Source organism: Nocardioides sp. GCM10028917 (genome assembly GCF_042666175.1).
Lineage (GTDB): Bacteria > Actinomycetota > Actinomycetes > Propionibacteriales > Nocardioidaceae > Nocardioides.
Genome location: NZ_JBHTFL010000003.1, coordinates 190,952 through 208,056 on the forward strand (window position 1 = coordinate 190,952; position 17,105 = coordinate 208,056).

16 protein-coding genes are annotated in these 17,105 nt (G+C 72.4%); 6 read left to right on the forward strand and 10 right to left on the reverse strand.

Annotation, left to right across the window (positions count from 1 at the left end):
* Nucleotides 1-10: 10 nt before the first annotated feature.
* From ACFQW6_RS04295 to ACFQW6_RS04305, 3 genes are all read right to left on the reverse strand, one after another.
* Nucleotides 11-220 (reverse strand): helix-turn-helix domain-containing protein, encoded by a 210-nt coding sequence (locus ACFQW6_RS04295; RefSeq protein WP_378541641.1) that lies wholly within the window; start codon nucleotides 218-220, stop codon nucleotides 11-13.
* Between the two features lie 103 nt (nucleotides 221-323).
* Nucleotides 324-683, reverse strand: a complete 360-nt coding sequence (locus ACFQW6_RS04300) for a DNA polymerase ligase N-terminal domain-containing protein (protein WP_378541643.1) — start codon at nucleotides 681-683, stop codon at nucleotides 324-326.
* A gap of 14 nt (nucleotides 684-697) precedes the next feature.
* Complete coding sequence (locus tag ACFQW6_RS04305) at nucleotides 698-1,138, reverse strand: PaaI family thioesterase (protein WP_378541645.1); 441 nt, start codon at nucleotides 1,136-1,138, stop codon at nucleotides 698-700.
* 64 nt (nucleotides 1,139-1,202) lie between these two features.
* On the opposite strand from ACFQW6_RS04305, the gene helR reads away from it, so the two are divergent.
* Nucleotides 1,203-3,446 (forward strand): RNA polymerase recycling motor ATPase HelR, encoded by a 2,244-nt coding sequence (gene helR / locus ACFQW6_RS04310; RefSeq protein WP_378541647.1) that lies wholly within the window; start codon nucleotides 1,203-1,205, stop codon nucleotides 3,444-3,446.
* 15 nt (nucleotides 3,447-3,461) lie between these two features.
* Here helR and mmuM read toward each other — a convergent pair whose 3' ends face one another.
* Complete coding sequence (gene mmuM, locus ACFQW6_RS04315) at nucleotides 3,462-4,364, reverse strand: homocysteine S-methyltransferase (protein WP_378541649.1); 903 nt, start codon at nucleotides 4,362-4,364, stop codon at nucleotides 3,462-3,464.
* 62 nt (nucleotides 4,365-4,426) lie between these two features.
* Between mmuM and ACFQW6_RS04320 the strand changes: the two genes are divergently transcribed.
* Nucleotides 4,427-5,218, forward strand: coding sequence for an Fpg/Nei family DNA glycosylase (locus ACFQW6_RS04320; RefSeq protein WP_378541651.1), 792 nt, complete (start codon nucleotides 4,427-4,429; stop codon nucleotides 5,216-5,218).
* Here ACFQW6_RS04320 and ACFQW6_RS04325 read toward each other — a convergent pair.
* Both ACFQW6_RS04325 and ACFQW6_RS04330 read right to left on the reverse strand, forming a co-directional pair.
* Nucleotides 5,215-5,922 (reverse strand): alpha/beta fold hydrolase, encoded by a 708-nt coding sequence (locus ACFQW6_RS04325; RefSeq protein ID WP_378541653.1) that lies wholly within the window; start codon nucleotides 5,920-5,922, stop codon nucleotides 5,215-5,217. The genes ACFQW6_RS04320 and ACFQW6_RS04325 overlap by 4 nt on opposite strands.
* Nucleotides 5,922-8,285, reverse strand: coding sequence for an ATP-binding cassette domain-containing protein (locus ACFQW6_RS04330; protein ID WP_378541655.1), 2,364 nt, complete (start codon nucleotides 8,283-8,285; stop codon nucleotides 5,922-5,924). Before ACFQW6_RS04330 ends, ACFQW6_RS04325 begins: the two co-directional genes overlap by 1 nt.
* A gap of 162 nt (nucleotides 8,286-8,447) precedes the next feature.
* On the opposite strand from ACFQW6_RS04330, the gene ACFQW6_RS04335 reads away from it, so the two are divergent.
* From ACFQW6_RS04335 to ACFQW6_RS04345, 3 genes are read left to right on the forward strand one after another with little or no spacing between them, the layout of a single operon-like run.
* Entirely contained in the window at nucleotides 8,448-8,927 is a 480-nt protein-coding gene (locus ACFQW6_RS04335) for a pyridoxamine 5'-phosphate oxidase family protein (protein WP_378541657.1), read from the forward strand.
* A gap of 12 nt (nucleotides 8,928-8,939) precedes the next feature.
* Entirely contained in the window at nucleotides 8,940-9,740 is an 801-nt protein-coding gene (locus ACFQW6_RS04340) for an SRPBCC family protein (protein WP_378541659.1), read from the forward strand.
* Nucleotides 9,741-9,779: 39 nt separating this feature from the next.
* Nucleotides 9,780-10,487 carry a 4a-hydroxytetrahydrobiopterin dehydratase gene (locus tag ACFQW6_RS04345; RefSeq protein ID WP_378541661.1) on the forward strand — a complete coding sequence of 236 codons (708 nt, stop codon included), beginning with the start codon at nucleotides 9,780-9,782 and terminating at the stop codon, nucleotides 10,485-10,487.
* Between the two features lie 120 nt (nucleotides 10,488-10,607).
* Here ACFQW6_RS04345 and ACFQW6_RS04350 read toward each other — a convergent pair whose 3' ends face one another.
* From ACFQW6_RS04350 to ACFQW6_RS04360, 3 genes are all read right to left on the reverse strand, one after another.
* Nucleotides 10,608-11,723: a DNA glycosylase AlkZ-like family protein gene (locus ACFQW6_RS04350; RefSeq protein ID WP_378541663.1), complete on the reverse strand. Its 1,116-nt coding sequence runs from the start codon at nucleotides 11,721-11,723 to the stop codon at nucleotides 10,608-10,610.
* 306 nt (nucleotides 11,724-12,029) lie between these two features.
* Nucleotides 12,030-13,826, reverse strand: coding sequence for an alkaline phosphatase D family protein (locus tag ACFQW6_RS04355; RefSeq protein ID WP_378541665.1), 1,797 nt, complete (start codon nucleotides 13,824-13,826; stop codon nucleotides 12,030-12,032).
* Nucleotides 13,823-14,839: a zinc-dependent alcohol dehydrogenase family protein gene (locus tag ACFQW6_RS04360; protein ID WP_378541667.1), complete on the reverse strand. Its 1,017-nt coding sequence runs from the start codon at nucleotides 14,837-14,839 to the stop codon at nucleotides 13,823-13,825. Before ACFQW6_RS04360 ends, ACFQW6_RS04355 begins: the two co-directional genes overlap by 4 nt.
* Nucleotides 14,840-14,952: 113 nt before the next feature.
* On the opposite strand from ACFQW6_RS04360, the gene ACFQW6_RS04365 reads away from it, so the two are divergent.
* Entirely contained in the window at nucleotides 14,953-16,476 is a 1,524-nt protein-coding gene (locus tag ACFQW6_RS04365) for a helix-turn-helix domain-containing protein (protein ID WP_378541669.1), read from the forward strand.
* A gap of 344 nt (nucleotides 16,477-16,820) precedes the next feature.
* On the opposite strand, the gene ACFQW6_RS04370 is transcribed toward ACFQW6_RS04365, so the two are convergent.
* Nucleotides 16,821-17,081 carry a zf-TFIIB domain-containing protein gene (locus tag ACFQW6_RS04370; protein ID WP_378541671.1) on the reverse strand — a complete coding sequence of 87 codons (261 nt, stop codon included), beginning with the start codon at nucleotides 17,079-17,081 and terminating at the stop codon, nucleotides 16,821-16,823.
* Nucleotides 17,082-17,105: the final 24 nt, after the last annotated feature.

The following is a 17,105-nucleotide window of genomic DNA, read 5'->3' on the forward strand; positions in this document are numbered from 1 at the left end:
ACGTCCGACTTCAGGCGAACTTGCCGTACTTCTTGTGCATCGCCTGCCTGGAGACGCCGAGCATCGTGCCGATCTCTGCCCAGGAGAAACCGTGGATGCGCGCCCGGCGTACGGCCACGGCTTCTGCTGCGGCCAGGTCGTGCTTGGCGCGGGCGATGCGCATGAGCTCCTCGAGGGGGTTCGGCTCCCCCGGTTCCTCGGCGTCGACAGCGGTCCTCATTCGTCAACTGTCGTTGACAGCCCGAAGTTTGTCAACCATCATTGACGGCGCTTCGCCGGATCGCGGAGTCTCGAGGTCACCAGGTGACCTCACGGCTCCGCGGTCAGCTGCGAGCGGGTTGCTCCTTGGTGAGGTGGAGCAGCCACTGCGAGCCACCGGTGTGGATCAGCGCGAAGCGCCGGGAAGCCTGACGACCGTGCAGGGTAAGGACGAGTCGGCGCTCGTCGCGTGAGTGCTCCTCCCACGTCCCGGTGTCGGCGACGGACTTGTGCTCGTCCTCGTAGTCGACGTGGTCCAGCTCGTGGTCGTCCACCGCGATGGCCAGACGGTCGTGCCGGCCGTCCTCCGGCAGCCCCTTGGGCACCGCCCAGCTGCGCAGCACGCCGTCCTCCTCGAGCCGCAGGTCGAAGTGCGGGCTCGGACGTCGGTGGTCGTGCAGGACGAACCTGCGCAGCTCCGGCACGGGACGACCCTGCCTCACCCGAGACGTCGGAGCTGGTACGTCCCGACCGTGGTCGCCACGACCTCGCCGGCGGCGTCGGTGAGCGTCGCGTCGAGCTCGAACTCGCCCCGGCCCGAGGCCAGCGCGTCGGCGCGGACGCGTGCGACCTCGTCCTCCGACAGCGACGCCGAGGCGCGTACGACGCCCAGTGCCGGCCGACGGAACCGGATCGCGGACTCCTTGACGATCGGCACGAACCCGGCGAGCTCGCCCTCGAGGTCGAAGGTGGTCAGGCTGAGCAGTCCGCCCAGCATCTCGGCGACGCTGAAGAGGGAGCCGGCGTAGGTGACGCCGAAGTGGTTGACGTTGGGCTCCGGCGGCAGCTCGGCCGCGGCGAAACCGGGCCGGACCTCGACGACGCGGATCCCCATGGCCTCCAGGATCGGGACCGAACCGACGGCCTGGACTGCCTCCACTCTCAACGTATAGGCCATCAGGGGGCTTGCCGCAAGGCCCCGGTCAGGCTCCACACTGCACGGCGTGACGCAGCAGGACACCCACCCAGACCCCCAGCAGGACGCGTCCCCCGACCTCGCGCCCTTCGCCCTCCCCCGCACCCTCGCGGCCAAGTCGGACCCGTCCCTGATCGACCGCGACAGGGAGCACTTCGCCCGGATCGCCAGCGGGCTCGAGCGTGCGATCGCCGACCTCGAGGAGCGACTGGCAGAGGCGCGGCGGACCGCGGTGCGCCACGGCACGGCCGCCCTGGAGCGCGACCAGGAGGTGCACCGGTTGACCACCCGGCTGCGAGTCCTGCGCCGATACGACCTCGACCTCTGCCTCGGCCGCATCGTCCACGCCGGCTCCGCGGAGGGCGACGGGACGACGTACATCGGTCGGTTCGGGCTCGCCGACGCCGACGGCCGCCGGCTGCTCGTCGACTGGCGCTCGCCGGCCGCCGAGCCGTTCTTCGCCGCCACGCACGCGCAGCCGCAGGGCCTGGTGAGCCGGCGTCGCTACCGCTGGGTGGGCGGCCGGATCGTGGACTACTGGGACGAGGCGTTCACCGAGGAGGGACTGACCCACACCGCGGCGCTCGACGACCAGTCGGCCTTCATCGCCACCCTCGGCACGAGCCGTACGCCCCGGATGCGCGACGTGCTGGGCACCATCCAGGCCGACCAGGACGCCATCGTCCGGGCCGGGTCGCGTGGGGCAGTGGTCGTCGACGGTGGTCCCGGCACAGGGAAGACGGTCGTCGCGCTGCACCGCACCGCCTACCTCCTCTACGCCGACCCGCGGCTGGGGCACCGGCGCGGTGGCGTGCTCCTCGTGGGCCCGCACGCGCCCTACCTCGCCTACGTCGGCGACGTGCTGCCGAGCCTCGGGGAGGAAGGCGTGCAGACGTGCACCGTCCGCGACCTGGTGCCCAAGGTGGCCCGAGGGCCCGAGGACGACGCCCAGGTCGCCGCCCTCAAGGCGGACCTGCGGATGGTCGCGGCGATCGAGCCGGCCGTGGCGCTCTACGAGGAACCGCCCACGGAGTCGTACGTCGTCGAGACCGCGTGGGGCGACGTCCGGATCACCGCGTCCGAGTGGGCCGAGGCCTTCGACTCCCCCGACCCGGGCACCCCGCACAACCTGGCCCGCGACGACGTCTGGGACGAGGTCCTCACGATCCTCGTCGACAAGGCCGCGGACGTCGTCGAGGACCTCTCCCCCGACGAGCTCCGGCGCGTCCTCGACCGCCACGCCGGGCTGCGCGACATCTTCGACCGGGCCTGGCCCCTGATCGAGCACACCGACCTCGTGGGCGACCTCTGGACGGTGCCGGCCTACCTGCGCCACTGCGCTCCCTGGCTCGCGCCCGACGAGGTGCGCGCCCTCCGTCGCGACGACCCCGAGGCGTGGACGTACGCCGACCTCCCGCTGCTCGACGCCGCCCGGCTGCGGCTCGGTGACCCCGAGGCGTCGCGACGGCGACGGCGTACGCAGGCCGCAGAGGCCCGCGAGCGGGCACGGATGGGTGAGGTGATCGACGACCTGCGGACCACGGCTCGGGAGACGGGCGCCGACGGGCTCGGTGACGGCCTGGTGTCGATGCTCGTCCACGACGACCTGCAGACGGTCCTGGTCGACGACGCGGCGCTCCCCACGTCCGACGTCGACCTCCTGGCCGGCCCGTTCGCCCACGTCGTCGTCGACGAGGCGCAGGAGCTCAGCGATGCCGAGTGGGCGATGCTGCTGCGTCGTTGCCCCTCGCGCAGCCTCACCGTCGTCGGCGACCGTGCGCAGGCCCGCCACGGCTTCGCCGAGTCGTGGACCGAGCGGCTCGCACGCGTCGGCATCACGGACGTCACCGTCGCGCCGTTGACCGTGAACTACCGCACCCCGGCCGAGGTGATGGCCGAGGCGGAGCCGGTCATCCGTGCGGCGCTCCCCGAGGCCAACGTGCCCACGTCGGTCCGCGAGAGCGGGATCCCCGTGCTCCATGCGCCTGTCGCCGAGCGCGACGCGATCATCGAGGACTGGCTGGCCGAGCACGCCGAGGGCACGGCGGTGGTCGTCGAGAACCGCTCCCGTGACGGGCGGCAGGACGTCTCTCCCGACCGGCGGTGGGGCGGGCGGGTGCGATCGCTCGCACCCGAGCTGGTCAAGGGACTCGAGTTCGACCTCGTGGTGCTCGTCGACCCCGACGGGTTCGGGGACGGGGTGGCCGGCGCGGTGGACCGCTACGTCGCGATGACCCGCGCCACCCAGCGGCTGGTGGTGCTCACGACCTGAGGTGCGGTCGGTCGCTCACCTTGCGAGGGTGGCACGTAGGACGGTGATGTCGCCGGTGCCGACGCGGCAGCACCCGCCGACGAGGCGCGCGCCCGCCTCCACCCAGGCCGCGACGTCGGCCGGGTCGAACGCCGAGCGGCCCTCCCACGACCGGGTCGCGGCGTTCCAGCCCTGCCCGGAGTTGGGGTAGACGACCGCGGGGCCGTGCGCGCCCGCGACCGGCACCGCAGCGCCGGCGTCCGCAGGCGAGGAACAGTTGACCCCGACGGCGACGACCTCGGCGACGTCGGCCGCCATCGCGAACGCCTCGCCGATGGGCTCGCCGGCCCGGGTGAGCCCGTTGGCGGTGGACAACGACAACCAGGCCGGGACGCCGCTGCCGTCGAGCTCGGCGAGCACGGCCTCGACCTCGGTGAGGCACGGGATGGTCTCGACCGCGAGCAGGTCGGCGTGCTCGCCCACCGTCGAGGCGAGCACGTCGAGCCGCGGTCGGTGGAAGGCGCGCAGCCCGGCGAGGTCGAGGTCGTAGTCGCCGCGGTACTCCGAGCCGTCGGCCAGCACCGCGCCGTACGGCCCGACGGAGGCCGCCACCCACCCGTCGGGCGCCACGGCGTCACGCGCGGCGGCGGCCAGCTCGACGCTCCGGCGCAGCAGGCGCTCGACCTCGTCGCGGTCCGCCCCCTCGGCGCCGAAGCCCTCGAAGGAGACCTGGTACGACGCCGTGGTCGCCACCTCGGCCCCGGCGGTGAAGAACTCGCGGTGGGCCCGCTCGATCGCCCCCGGGTCGTCGCGCAGCAGGCGCGCCGACCACAGGTCGCTCGACAGGTCGTGGCCGTGCTCCTCGAGCAGTGTGGCGAGGCCGCCGTCGAGGACGACGGGGCGCTCGGCGATGGCGGTGCGGAGGTCCTGGCGGGTCATGCCTAGAGTCTGGCACCCGAGGGGTGTGACGACCCACGGGTCTCGTCGGCGACGATCACCCGGTGCCAGAAGGCCACACCATCCACCGACTCGCCCGCCGCCACGCCCGGCTGCTGGGTGGGCAGCACGTGTCCGCCGACAGTCCGCAGGGCCGCTTCGAGCACGGTGCGAGCGTGCTCGACGGTCGGGTGCTCGGCGCCACCGACGCGTGGGGCAAGCACTTGTTCCACCGCTACGACGACCTGTGGCTGCACGTGCACCTCGGCCTCTACGGGAAGTTCCGCGACGGCACCCTGCCTGCGCCGGCCGCACGAGGCGCCCTGCGACTCCGGCTCGTGGGCGGCGGTCACTGGCTGGAGCTGCGGGGACCGACCGCCTGCGAGGTGCTCACCGATGCCGAACGGAAGGCCGTCCTGGCCAGGCTCGGTCCCGACCCGCTGCGACGGCGGCCCGACGCCGAGGCGTTCGTGGCACGCGTGCTGCGCAGCCGCGCCCCGGTCGCCACCCTCCTGATGGACCAGTCGGTCGTGGCCGGTGTCGGCAACGTCTACCGCGCCGAGGTGCTGTTCCGGCAACGGCTCGACCCTCTGCGCCCGGGGCGGCTCCACGACGCGGCCGTGCTGCACGCCCTGTGGGACGACCTCGTGGTGCTGCTGCGCGCCGGCGTCCGCGCCGGACGCATCGTCACGACGCTGCCCGCGGACCGCGAGCGTCCGTCGGGCCGCCCGCGCCGCGTCGACGCCCACTACGTCTACGGCCGCGCCGAGCTGCCGTGCCGGATCTGCGGGACGCCCGTGCAGGACACGCAGATCGCCGCCCGGCGCCTGTTCTGGTGCCCGGTCTGCCAGGTCTAGCGAAGCAGTCCCAGCACGCTCTCGGGACCCTCCACGTGCGCGTTGTGGCCCAGCCCCGGCAGCGTGACCGGCGCCGGCACGAGCACGGCGAGCTGCTCGTGGCTGACCATCGGGTCGTGCTCGCCGCGGGCCAGCACGACCGGGCACGACACCTGCGACAGCAGCCCGGCCATGTCGGGCACGCCGACGCCGAAGGTGCGGGGGTCCTGCGCCAGTCGCCAGCCACTCCCCTCCCCTGCCGCCTGCCGGTCGACGACGGCGCCGTCGACCATCGGGTCGTCGCACGGCACCAGCCCCACCAGACCGGAGACACGCAGGAACCGGTCCACCGCCGCCTCGCGGGTGTCGTACGTCGCCAACGGCCGGTCGGCCAGCCCCAGCGCCCGGGCCGCGTCCTCCGGCGGCCAGGACACCTTGATGCCCAGCCCGACCACGCGCGACACCCGGTCGGGAGCGAGCGCGGCGAGCGCGAGGGCCACCACGCCTCCCATCGAGTGCCCGACCACCGCGACCGGGCCGTCGAGGCCGTCGAGCAGCGGCAGGACCGCCTCGGCGTGGCCGACGAAGGAGTAGGTCGGGTGCCAGGCCGCCGCCCCGTGCCCGGGCAGGTCCGGCGCCAGCGTCGCCCCGTACGTCGCACCGGCCCGGTCGACCACCCCGCGCCACACCCCGCCCGTGGCGCCGAGCCCGTGCAGGAGCAGCATCAGGCGCCGACGTAGGCCGCGAGGTGTTTGCCGGTGAGCGTGGGCTTCTTCGCCGCCACCATCTCCGCCGGCGGACCCTCGAACACGACGGTGCCACCGTCGTGGCCGGCGCCCGGACCGAGGTCGATGATCCAGTCTGCGTGGGCCATCACGGCCTGGTGGTGCTCGATGACGATGACGGACTTGCCGGCGTCGACGAGGCGGTCGAGCAGGCCGAGCAGGTTCTGCACGTCGGCGAGGTGCAGGCCGGTGGTGGGCTCGTCGAGGATGTAGACGTCGCCCTTGTCCCCCATCTGCGTGGCGAGCTTCAGGCGCTGGCGCTCGCCGCCGGACAGCGTGGTCAGCGGCTGGCCGAGCGAGAGGTAGCCCAGTCCGACGTCGACGAGCCGGTCGAGGATCTTCACCGCCGCCGGGATCTTCGCCTCCCCCTCGCTGAAGAGGGCGCGCGCGTCGACGACCGACATCTCGTGCACCTCGGCGATGTCCTTGCCGCCGAGGGTGTGCTCGAGCACCTCGGCCCTGAAGCGCCGGCCCTCGCACTCCTCGCACGGCGACTCGACGGTCGCCATCGGACCGAGCTCGGTGAAGATGACGCCCGCGCCGTTGCAGGTCGGGCACGCGCCCTCGGAGTTGGCGCTGAAGAGGGCGGGCTTGACGCCGTTGGCCTTGGCGAACGCCTTGCGGATCGGCTCCAGCAGACCGGTGTAGGTCGCCGGGTTGCTGCGGCGTGAGCCCTTGATCGCGCCCTGGTCGATGACGACGACCTCGTCGCGCCCCGCGAGCGAGCCGTGGATCAACGAGCTCTTGCCCGACCCGGCGACGCCGGTGACCACGGTCAGCAGGCCGAGCGGGACGTCGACGTCCACGTCGCGCAGGTTGTGCGTGCTGGCACCGCGCACCTCCATCGTCCCGGACGCCTGGCGCACCGACTCCTTGAGCCGCGCGCGGTCGTCGAGGTGCTTGCCGGTGATGGTGTCGCTGCTGCGGAGGCCGTCGACGTCACCCTCGAAGCAGATGCTCCCGCCCGCGGCGCCTGCCCCGGGGCCGATGTCGACCACGTGGTCGGCGATGCCGATGGTCTCGGGCTTGTGCTCGACCACGAGCACGGTGTTGCCCTTGTCGCGCAGCTGCAGCAGCAGGTTGTTCATCCGCTCGATGTCGTGGGGGTGCAGCCCGATGGTCGGCTCGTCGAAGACGTAGGTGACGTCGGTGAGCGACGAGCCGAGGTGGCGGATCATCTTGGTGCGCTGCGCCTCGCCACCCGACAGGGTGCCCGCCGGCCGGTCGAGCGAGAGGTAGCCCAGGCCGATCTCGGAGAACGAGTCCAGGATGTGCTGCAACCCCTTGAGCAGCGGCGCGACCGACGGCTCGTCGAGGTCGCGCACCCAATCCGCGAGGTCGCTGATCTGCATCTCGCAGAGGTCGGCGATCGACTTGTCGTTGATCTTCGACTTCCTGGCCTCGGGCGTGAGGCGTGTGCCGTCGCACTCGGGGCAGGTCTGGAAGGTCACCGCCCGGTCCACGAAGCGCCGGATGTGCGGCTGCATCGCCTCGGGGTCCTTGGACAGCATCGACTTCTGGATCTGCGGGATCATGCCGGTGAAGGTGAGGTTGACGCCCTCGACCTTGAGCTTGGTCGGCTCCGACCACAGCATCGTCTCGAGCTGCTTCTTGGTGAAGGACTTGATCGGCTTGTCCATCGGCAGGCCCATGCCCTCGAAGAGCCGGCCGTACCACCCGTCCATCGAGTAGCCCGGCACCGTCAGCGCGCCGTCGTTGAGCGACTTCTCCTCGTCGTAGAGCGCGGTCAGGTCGATGTCGTTGACCTTGCCCATGCCCTCGCAGCGCGGGCACATGCCGCCGAGGTAGACCTCCTGCTTGGCGATCCGGCGCTCGGTGCGACCGCCCTTCTCGGTGGTCATCATCCCGCTGGCCTTGCGGGTCGGGACGTTGAAGCTGTACGCCGTCGGCGGACCGACGTAGGGGTCGCCGAGCCTGCTGAAGAGGATCCGCAGCATCGCGTTGGCGTCGGTGGCGGTGCCGACCGTGGACCGCGGGTTGGCGCCCATCCGCTCCTGGTCGACGATGATCGCCGTGGTGAGGCCCTCGAGGTGGTCGACGTCGGGACGGGCGAGAGAGGGCATGAAGCCCTGCACGAAGGCGCTGTAGGTCTCGTTGATCATCCGCTGCGACTCCGCGGCGATGGTGGCGAAGACCAGCGAGCTCTTGCCCGAGCCCGACACCCCGGTAAAGACGGTCAGGCGGCGCTTGGGCAGCTCGACGCTGACGTTCTTGAGGTTGTTCTCCCGCGCTCCCTCGACGCGGATCAGTGCGTGGTCGTCGGCCGGGTGTGTGGTCGTCATCGCTGGTGTCTCCCCTGTCGTCTGGCGGGCCGGCCGGGCCGGACCCACGCCCCTCCCGTGGCGGGGGCAATCCTGCCAGTACGACGCGCCTCGCGCCCCTGGTGTGACCGCCCAGCCCCTCGGGTGGGGTGCAGGGTTTGTCCACCGTGTCAGTGTCGAGGCATGAGCACCCACGACCGGACCACGACCGTTGCCGAGATCATGGAGGAGACCGACATCGCCGTGCTGACCTACGTGTCGCTCGACGGCCGCCTCGTCTCCACGCCGATGGGAACGCAGGACTTCGAGGACCCGGCCACCACCTGGTTCCTCACCGAGCGCAGCAGCGACAAGGTGCGCGCGATCGAGGCCGACCCGCGGGTCAACGTCTCCTACTCCAGCAAGGCCGGCTGGGTCTCGCTGACCGGCACCGCCCACGTGAGCGACGACCGGGCCAAGCTGCGCGAGCTCTGGGACGCCTCCGCCGGCGCCTTCATGTCCGGCGGCCCCGACGACCCCGACAACGTGCTGCTGCGCATCGAGGGTGACACCGCCGAGTACTGGGAGTCCCCCGGCAAGGTCGCCGTCGCCGTGCAGATGGCCAAGGGGCTCGTCAGTGACGACAAGCCCGACCTCGGCGACAACGACACCGTGCAGCTCTGAGCGGGGCGCCTCGTGCTCGTCGACGCCCACGGTCCCGCCACCGCCGACGAGGCGTGGCGGCGCTTCACCACACCTGCGACCTGGCCGTCCTGGGCACCGTTGATCCGTGACGTCGACGCCTCTGACGAGGTGATGGCCGTCGGTACGACGGGTCGGGTGCACGGCCCGGGCGGCGTGGCCGTCGACTTCGAGGTCACCCGCGTCGATCCGGCACTGCGGTCGTGGACGTGGCGGGCCGGACGCGGGCCTGCCGCGGTGTCGATGGATCACCACGTCCTGCCCGCGCCCGGTGGCGGCAGTCGGGCGATGCTCCGCGTGCCCGCGCCGGCCGCTGCGGTGCTCCAGCCGTACCGCCTGCCCGCGGGTGCCGCGTTGCGCGGGCTCGTGCGCGAGCCCGGCGGCGACGGTGCGCCCGAGGCCGTCGAGTCGTTCGACTTCGCCTTCGCACCGAACTACGTCGCCCCCGCGCGCGCCTTCGGCGTCACCCCGGCCACGACCACGGTGGAGGTCGGCCCCGCGTGGCTCTTCGTCCGCTACGGACCGTGGCGCCTGGTGACGCCGCGGTCCAACCTCGCGTCGGCCGAGCTCACCGGCGGCTTCGCGTGGCACCGCACCGCAGGCCCGCCGCACCTGTCGCTCAGCGACCGCGGCATCTCGTTCACGACCAACGGCGAGCGTGCCCTCTGCCTGACGTTCCACGAGCCCGTCCCGGCGATCGACCCCACCGGCACCATCACCCACCCCGGCGCGACGCTCGCCGTGGCCGACCCGCGGCGGCTCGGGTCGGCGCTCGGCTTCACGCTGGACGCGTAGCAGGACGGTGGAGGTCGATCAGGGCTAGGGTCGCGGAGCATGGACATGCTGCGGGGGGCACAGATCGCCGAGGCCGGACTGACCGACTGGCGGAAGCTGGCGCAGGGACTGCACGCGCGCTACCTGACCGACGACTTCGCCACAGGCGTGCGCTTCGTCGCCGCGGTGGGCGAGGCGGGTGACGAGATCGGGCACCACCCGCGCGTGACGATCGGCCCGCGGTACGTCGACCTCGAGCTGGTCACCGCGGACGCGATCTACCGCGACGACGAGGGCACCGAGCACGTCGTCGAGTGGGTGACCCAGCAGGACGTCGACCTCGCCCGTCGGGTCACCGACATCGCAGCGGCGCACCAGGTGGACGCCGACCCGGCGTCGGTCAGCGAGATCGAGCTCGGCCTCGACGCGGCGGGCTCGGCCACCGTCGCTCCCGTGTGGGCCGCCCTCCTGACGGGCGACGCCGCGTCCCAGGGCCGGGGATCGCCGAGCGACGAGGTGCGCGACGCCACGGGCCGCGTGCCGAACCTGTGGTTCGACGACCTCGCGGCGGACGCTGCCCCCGCTCAGCGGTTCCACCTCGAGGTCTACGTGGCGCCGGAGGTCGCCCAGCAGCGGGTCGACGCCGCCGTCGCCGCGGGCGGGACGATCGTCGACGACACCCAGGCACCCGGACTCGTCGTGCTCGCCGACCAGGAGGGCAACCGGGGCGTCATCTGCGTCGACACGTCCGCGGTCCAGCCGGACTGACCGGCAGGGACAACGGCTCCCGCGGCGCGCCGGACGACCAGAAGTCGCAGGCTGACGGGGCGCTGAGCGCGGCGGCGGTGCGCGATGTGAGGTTCTGGTCGTTCGACGCGCCGTCGCCGCTCAGGACCGCGCGATGTCGAGCCCGAGCCACTCCCCCAGCGCGTCGAGCTCGGCGTGCACGCGCCGGCGCCGCGCCGCGGACCAGTCGCCGTCCTCGTGCACCGCGTCGACGATCAGGACGCCGGCATCACGGTCGGCCGTCGCGTCGACCTTGCCGACCAGCTCGTCCTGGTCGAGCACCGGCATCGCCCAGTAGCCCCACTGCCGCTTGGCGGCTGGCTTGTACATCTCCAGCTGGTAGTCGAAGGCGAACAGGTCCTCCATCCGCTTCCGGTCGAACACCAGCCGGTCGAGCGGGGAGAGGATCGCGGTGCGGCCCGCGAAGTCGTCGAGGTCGGCCACGCGGTCAGGGTCCACGCGCCACACCCCGCCTACGCCGTCCACGCGCGCCGCCACGCCCGTGCCGCGGACGTCGTACCTCTCGTCCCACGCCTCCAGGGCGCGCGGCCGGGCGATGCCGAGCGCCCGCAGCCGCCGGGCGGCCAGGGTCCGGTGCGCCTCCTCGGCGGGCACCGCCGGGTCACCGGGATGGACGCGCTCGGCGAGGTCCCACCGCCGCTCGCGGCCCTCGCGCGAGGCGACCGCGACCTCCCCGCGCGCCTCCATGCACTCGAGGAGCTTCATCACGTTCTTGTCGTTGGTCCACCCCGTCGATCGCCAGGGCACGTCGCAGGTGTCAGGCAGGTCGCGAGCGGCGGTGGGGCCCTCCGCGCGCAGCAGCGCGAGGATGTTGCGGCGACACCCGTCGTTGGCGGCCACCCAGTCGGCGACGTCCTCCTGCCACTCCTTCAGCGGCGGCTCGCCGGGCCAGGCGTCCATGTCGGCGCGGTGCAGCGCGACGTCCTCGCTGGGCAGCAGCATCGCCCGCAGCTCGACCAGGGCGCCGTCACCGACGAGGTCCTCGAGGTCCTCCGGCTCGTACGCGCTGCCGAGTCGGGTCCACAGCGCGAGGTCGGCGTGCTGGGCCACGACACGGGTGAGGTCGACCTGCAGGAAGCCGAGGTGCCGCACCACCTCCCGCACGTCGGCGGGTCGCGACGCGGCGAGCAGCTGGGCGCGTACGGCGATGCGGCGAGCCTGTCGCGGTGACAGCTCGAGGCTCGGAGGGGGGCCCATGCCGCAACCCTAGGACCGGAGGGCGGTGTGTCGGGGCCACGGCGGCATGGCCCGAACGGGTCATTCCTGACCCAGATCGGGCATTCCCGGCGCGTTCCCGCCCGCACCGCGCCCGACGGTGCGACCGTGGACGGCATGTGGGACACCGTCGAGACCAGCTCGGTCCACCTCTCTCACGACCTGCCGTGCAGCGCGTGCGGCCACGGTCGTCACACCTACCTGCCGTGCTCGGACACGTGCAGCTGCGCCCACGGGCGCGACCGCATGCTCAGCAACGCCTGAGCCGTCACGTCCGACAGCCCGCCCTCAGCGCTCGCGCACCGAGTCGTCCTTCGCCCGCCGCCTGACCCGGCGGCCCACCTTCGACACGAAGCTCTCGCGCGGCGGCGGGTTGCCGTCCTCGTCGAGGGCGTACGACTCCACCTTCGCCAGCCGCGGCCGGTCGTGGTCGTCCACGACCTCGCCCGTGACCCACCACATGCGCAGGCTCGGGCCGGCCAGCCGGAGGAAGGCCAGGTTGTTGTCGAACCACGGCCCCTCGGCGTAGGTCCACGTGAGGGGCGCGTCGGGCACCCGCGCCGACTTCGACGCCAGCCGCCCCATCGGTCCGGCGACGCCGTAGGAGAGCGCGGCCGTCGCGAAACGCATGTTGCGCGAGAGCGGGTTGCGGATCGGCGAGCAGACCGCCTGCAGCACCGTGGAGCGCAGCGCCGGGCCACCGTGCGCCGGACGCGCCTCGCTGACGTAGCTGTGGTGCACGTCGCCGGACAGGAACGTGACCGTGGACGGCGCCCGGCCGCGCTTGCCGGCGGCGACCTCCATCGCCTGGCGGGCGACCTGCTGGAAGCTGGTCTGGAACGCGCCCCAGTGCTCGAGGTCGACCAGCTGGCGCAGCTTCTCCCCCGCCCGGCCGCCGCGCTCGCCCCACGCGCCCTGCGCGAGCGCCTCGCTGAACGCCTCGAGGTGGTGCAGCCCGCGCGCGAGGAGGAACGGCACCGACGTGCCGATCAGGAGGTGATCGACGTCGCCGCACAGCTGCTCGTCGAGCCAGGCCGCCTCGTCGTCGTCGAGCATCGCCCGGTCGTCCGGGTCGAGCTTGCGGGCCGCACGCGAGTCCACGACGACGAGGCGGGCCTGCGTGTCGAAGTCGCGGGTGTAGCTCCAGCGGTAGGTCTGCGGCTGCTGGTCGACCCGCTCCGCGAACGCGTCGAGGAGCGGACCGAGGTCCTGCTCGGCATCGCCCCGGTGCGCGCGCACCTGCGCGTACACCTCGTCCTGCTCCCGCTCGGCGGGCGACAGGTTGCCGAGGTGCTGGTAGACCCAGTACGACGCCAGGCCGGCGACGATGCGGCCGTGCCACCACGACGTGGCCTCCATCTCGCGGCGCCAGTCCATCGAGGTGTTCCAGTCGTCCCGGATGTCGTGGTCGTCGAAGATCATCGCGCTCGGCACGGTCGACAGCAGCCACCGGTTGGCCGGGTCGGACCACGCGAGCTTGTAGAGGTGGGCGTACTCCTCGTAGTCCTGGAGCTCGGTCCAGGGCGCCTGCTCGATGTCGCGCCGCGACTCGATGAACTCCCGCATTGCGTCGGTGGTCTCGTCGGCGTAGACCTGGTCGCCGAGGAAGAGCATCAGGTCGGGGACCCGGTCCGGGTCGAGGTCGGCGTCGGACGGGTCGGCGGCATCGACCTGACCGGCGATCCGCAACGCCCAGGCGCGCAGAGCGTCCACGCCGTGGGTCGTGTTCCCCTTCTCGTCGTGGGAGACCGACGTGCGGCAGGAGCCGAACGCCAGGTGGAGGGGACGCCCCGCCTCGAGGGTGGCGATGACCGGGTCCGGGAACGGCGACCCGGCGGGCGGCCAGACCCGGTCGTCGTCGATCGCGACGGAGTAGGCCTCGGTCGTGCCGGGCTCGAGACCGTCGAGCTCGACGAGGGCGTAGTGGTGGTCGTGGACCACGAAGGTCTGCGCCGTCGCGGAGGCGCCGCCTCGGGTCACGGTGACGGCGGCGGGGGCGGCCGTCTCGACCCAGACGGCGGCGGACGTCTCGTCGACGTAGCGGAGCAGCGGACCCAGGAGCAGCCGGTCCTCGGACGCCGTCATGGGCGGAGGAGCACCTTGATCGCGCGGCGCTCGTCCATCGCCCGGTAGCCCTCGGCCGACTCGGCCATCGGCAGCGTCAGGTCGAAGACCTTCCCCGGGTCGATCGCCCCCGACAGCACGCGGTCGAGCAGGTCGGGCAGGTAGCGACGCACGGGAGCCATCCCACCGGCGAGGCCGACGTTCTTCTGGAACATGCGGCGCACCGGCAGCTCGACACCGTGCGGCACGCCGACGAAGCCGACGGTCGAGCCCGGTCGCGCGACGGTGAACGCCGTCTTCATCGCGCCGTCGGTGCCGACGCACTCGAGGACGGCGTCGGCCCCCACTCCGTCGGTGAGGTCGGCGATGCGCGCCTCGCCCTCCTTGCCGCGCTCGGCGACCACGTCGGTCGCCCCGAAGGCGCGGGCGATCTCCTGGCGGGGCTCGTGGCGCGACATGGCGATCACGCGCTCGGCGCCCATCTGGGCTGCGGCCAGGACCCCACTGAGGCCCACCGCGCCGTCGCCGACCACGACGACGGTGTGTCCGCGCTGCACCCCGGCGGCGACCGCGGCGTGCCAGCCCGTCGCCATCACGTCGGTCAGGGCCAGCAGGGACGGGATGAGCTGGTCGTCGGGCATGCCGTCCGTGGCGACGAGGCTGCCGTCGGCCTGGGTCACCCGGGCGTACTCGCCCTGGCCGCTCTGGGTGATCCCGAGGTTGACGCACGCCGACTGCACGCCCGCGCGGCAGTGCGCGCAGGTGTTGTCGCAGTGGCAGAACGGCACGATCACGAAGTCGCCGACCTTGGTCGTCGAGACGTCGGAGCCGACCTCCTCCACGACGCCGACGCACTCGTGGCCGATGGTCGAGCCCGCACTGACGTCGTTCTCGCCGCGGTAGGGCCACAGGTCGGAGCCGCAGATGCAGCCCGCGACCACCTTGACGATGGCGTCGGTGGGCTGTTCGATCCGCGGGTCCGGCACGTCCTCGAAGCGGATGTCGCCGGGTGCATGGATGGTGGTTGCACGCATGCGGCGATCCTGCCACGGTCACCGGCAGCCTTCCCCTCCCTGCGGGCGAGGGGCCGGTCCGCGGCCGGAGCGCCGATCTCGCCTTATCTCATATCTGAGATACCGTGTTCGGCATGGCTGACTACAAGGGTCGCATCGGCAACCTCATCCGCGACGCCCGCAAGCACCGCGGGCTCACCCAGCACCAGCTGGCCGAGCTGCTCGGCACGAGCCAGAGCGCCATCAACCGCATCGAGAAGGGCCACCAGAACCTCTCCCTCGAGATGCTCGCCCGCATCGGCGCGGCACTCGACTCCGAGATCGTCGCCCTCGGCGCCGGACCCACGCACCTGCGGGTCGACGGTCCGACGACGCTGTCCGGCTCGATCGACGTCAAGACCTCCAAGAACGCCGGTGTGGCGCTGCTGTGCGCCTCGCTGCTCAACAAGGGCCGGACCACGCTGCGCAAGGTCGCGCGCATCGAGGAGGTCAACCGCCTCCTCGAGGTGCTCAACTCCCTCGGCGTCGCCACCCGCTGGGTCGGCGACGACAACGACCTCGAGATCATCCCGCCCGCCGACCTCAACCTGGCCGCGATCGACGAGACCGCAGCACGACGCACCCGCTCGGTGATCATGTTCCTCGGCCCGCTGCTCCACCGCTACGACGAGTTCGACCTCCCCTACGCCGGCGGCTGCAACCTCGGCGAGCGCACGGTCGAGCCGCACATGTCGGCGCTGCGTCCCTTCGGGCTCGAGGTCAAGGCGAGCGACGGCAGCTACCACGCCAGCGTCAACCGCACCATCGAGCCGTCGCGCCCGATCGTGCTGACCGAGCGCGGCGACACGGTCACCGAGAACGCGCTGATGGCCGCCGCCCTCCACCCGGGCACCACCGTGATCCGCAACGCCTCGTCCAACTACATGGTCCAGGACCTGTGCTTCTACCTCCAGCGCCTCGGCGTCGTGGTCGAGGGCATCGGCACCACGACGCTCAAGGTCACTGGCAGGTCGTCCATCGACGTCGACGTCGACTACGCCCCCGCGGAGGACCCGATCGAGGCGATGTCGCTCCTCGCGGCCGCCATCGTCACCAAGTCCTCGATCACCATCCGCCGGGTGCCGATCGAGTTCCTCGAGATCGAGCTCGCGACGCTGGAGGAGATGGGCTTCCGCTACGACCGCTCCCCCGAGTACGCCGCGCTCAACGGCGAGACCCGGCTGGTCGACATCACGACGCACCCCTCGGAGCTGCGGGCGCCGCTGGACAAGATCCACCCGATGCCCTTCCCCGGCCTCAACATCGACAACCTGCCGTTCTTCGCCGTCATCGCGGCCATCGCCGAGGGCCAGACCCTGCTCCACGACTGGGTCTACGAGAACCGCGCGATCTACCTCACCGAGCTCAACAAGCTCGGCGCCCAGGTCAAGCTGCTCGACCCGCACCGCGTCCTGATCGAGGGCCCGACGCACTTCTCCGGCGCGGAGATCGTCTGCCCGCCGGCCCTGCGCCCGGCCGTCGTGCTGCTCATCGCGATGCTCGCCTCGAAGGGCCGCAGCGTGCTGCGCTCGACGTACGTCATCCACCGCGGCTACGAGGACCTGGCCGAGCGCCTCAACGAGCTCGGCGCCAACATCGAGACGTTCCGCGACATTTAGCTCGCTCCGCTCGCTCGAGCCCGGCGCGCTGTGAGACGACGTCTTCCCTCCTCGCTCCCAAGCTGCCTCGCTGCGCTCGTCGCGCTTGCTCGCTCGTCAGTCCAGACGCCGTCGCGCGCCGGGCGCGTGGGCGGGCGCAAGAAGGCACGACCAAACGGGCTGGGCGCGCCGCGGACCTCACAGAGGTCGGCGGTGGCCGTCCGCGTCGCGACGGCGCCTGCAGGAGGAGGGCTGCAGCCGGAGGAGCGCAGCGGAGGAGGGTGCGGCAACGACGACGAAGGCGCCGTCTTCCAGCGACGCGGACACGCGCCGAAGCGAAGCGGAGGCGCAAGAAAGCACCGAGCTCAGTTGAAGAGCGTCTCGATCCAGGCCCGGGAGACCTTGCCCGCCGCGGGCGGGGCGGTCATGTCGGCGGTGATCCGGGGCAGGGGCGCGGTGTGCTGGCCGGCGTTGCGGTGCCAGTCGTTCTCGGCCTCGACCAGCATGCCCAGGTCGGCGCGCGCGAGGAACACCCCGTGCCCCTCGGGGCACGAGCTGACCGTCGCCTCGCCGTGGGTCCGCTCATCCATCTCGACACCGCACCGGGGACACGTCATGCTCTCCATCCCCCGACGGTACCGCTGCCCCCC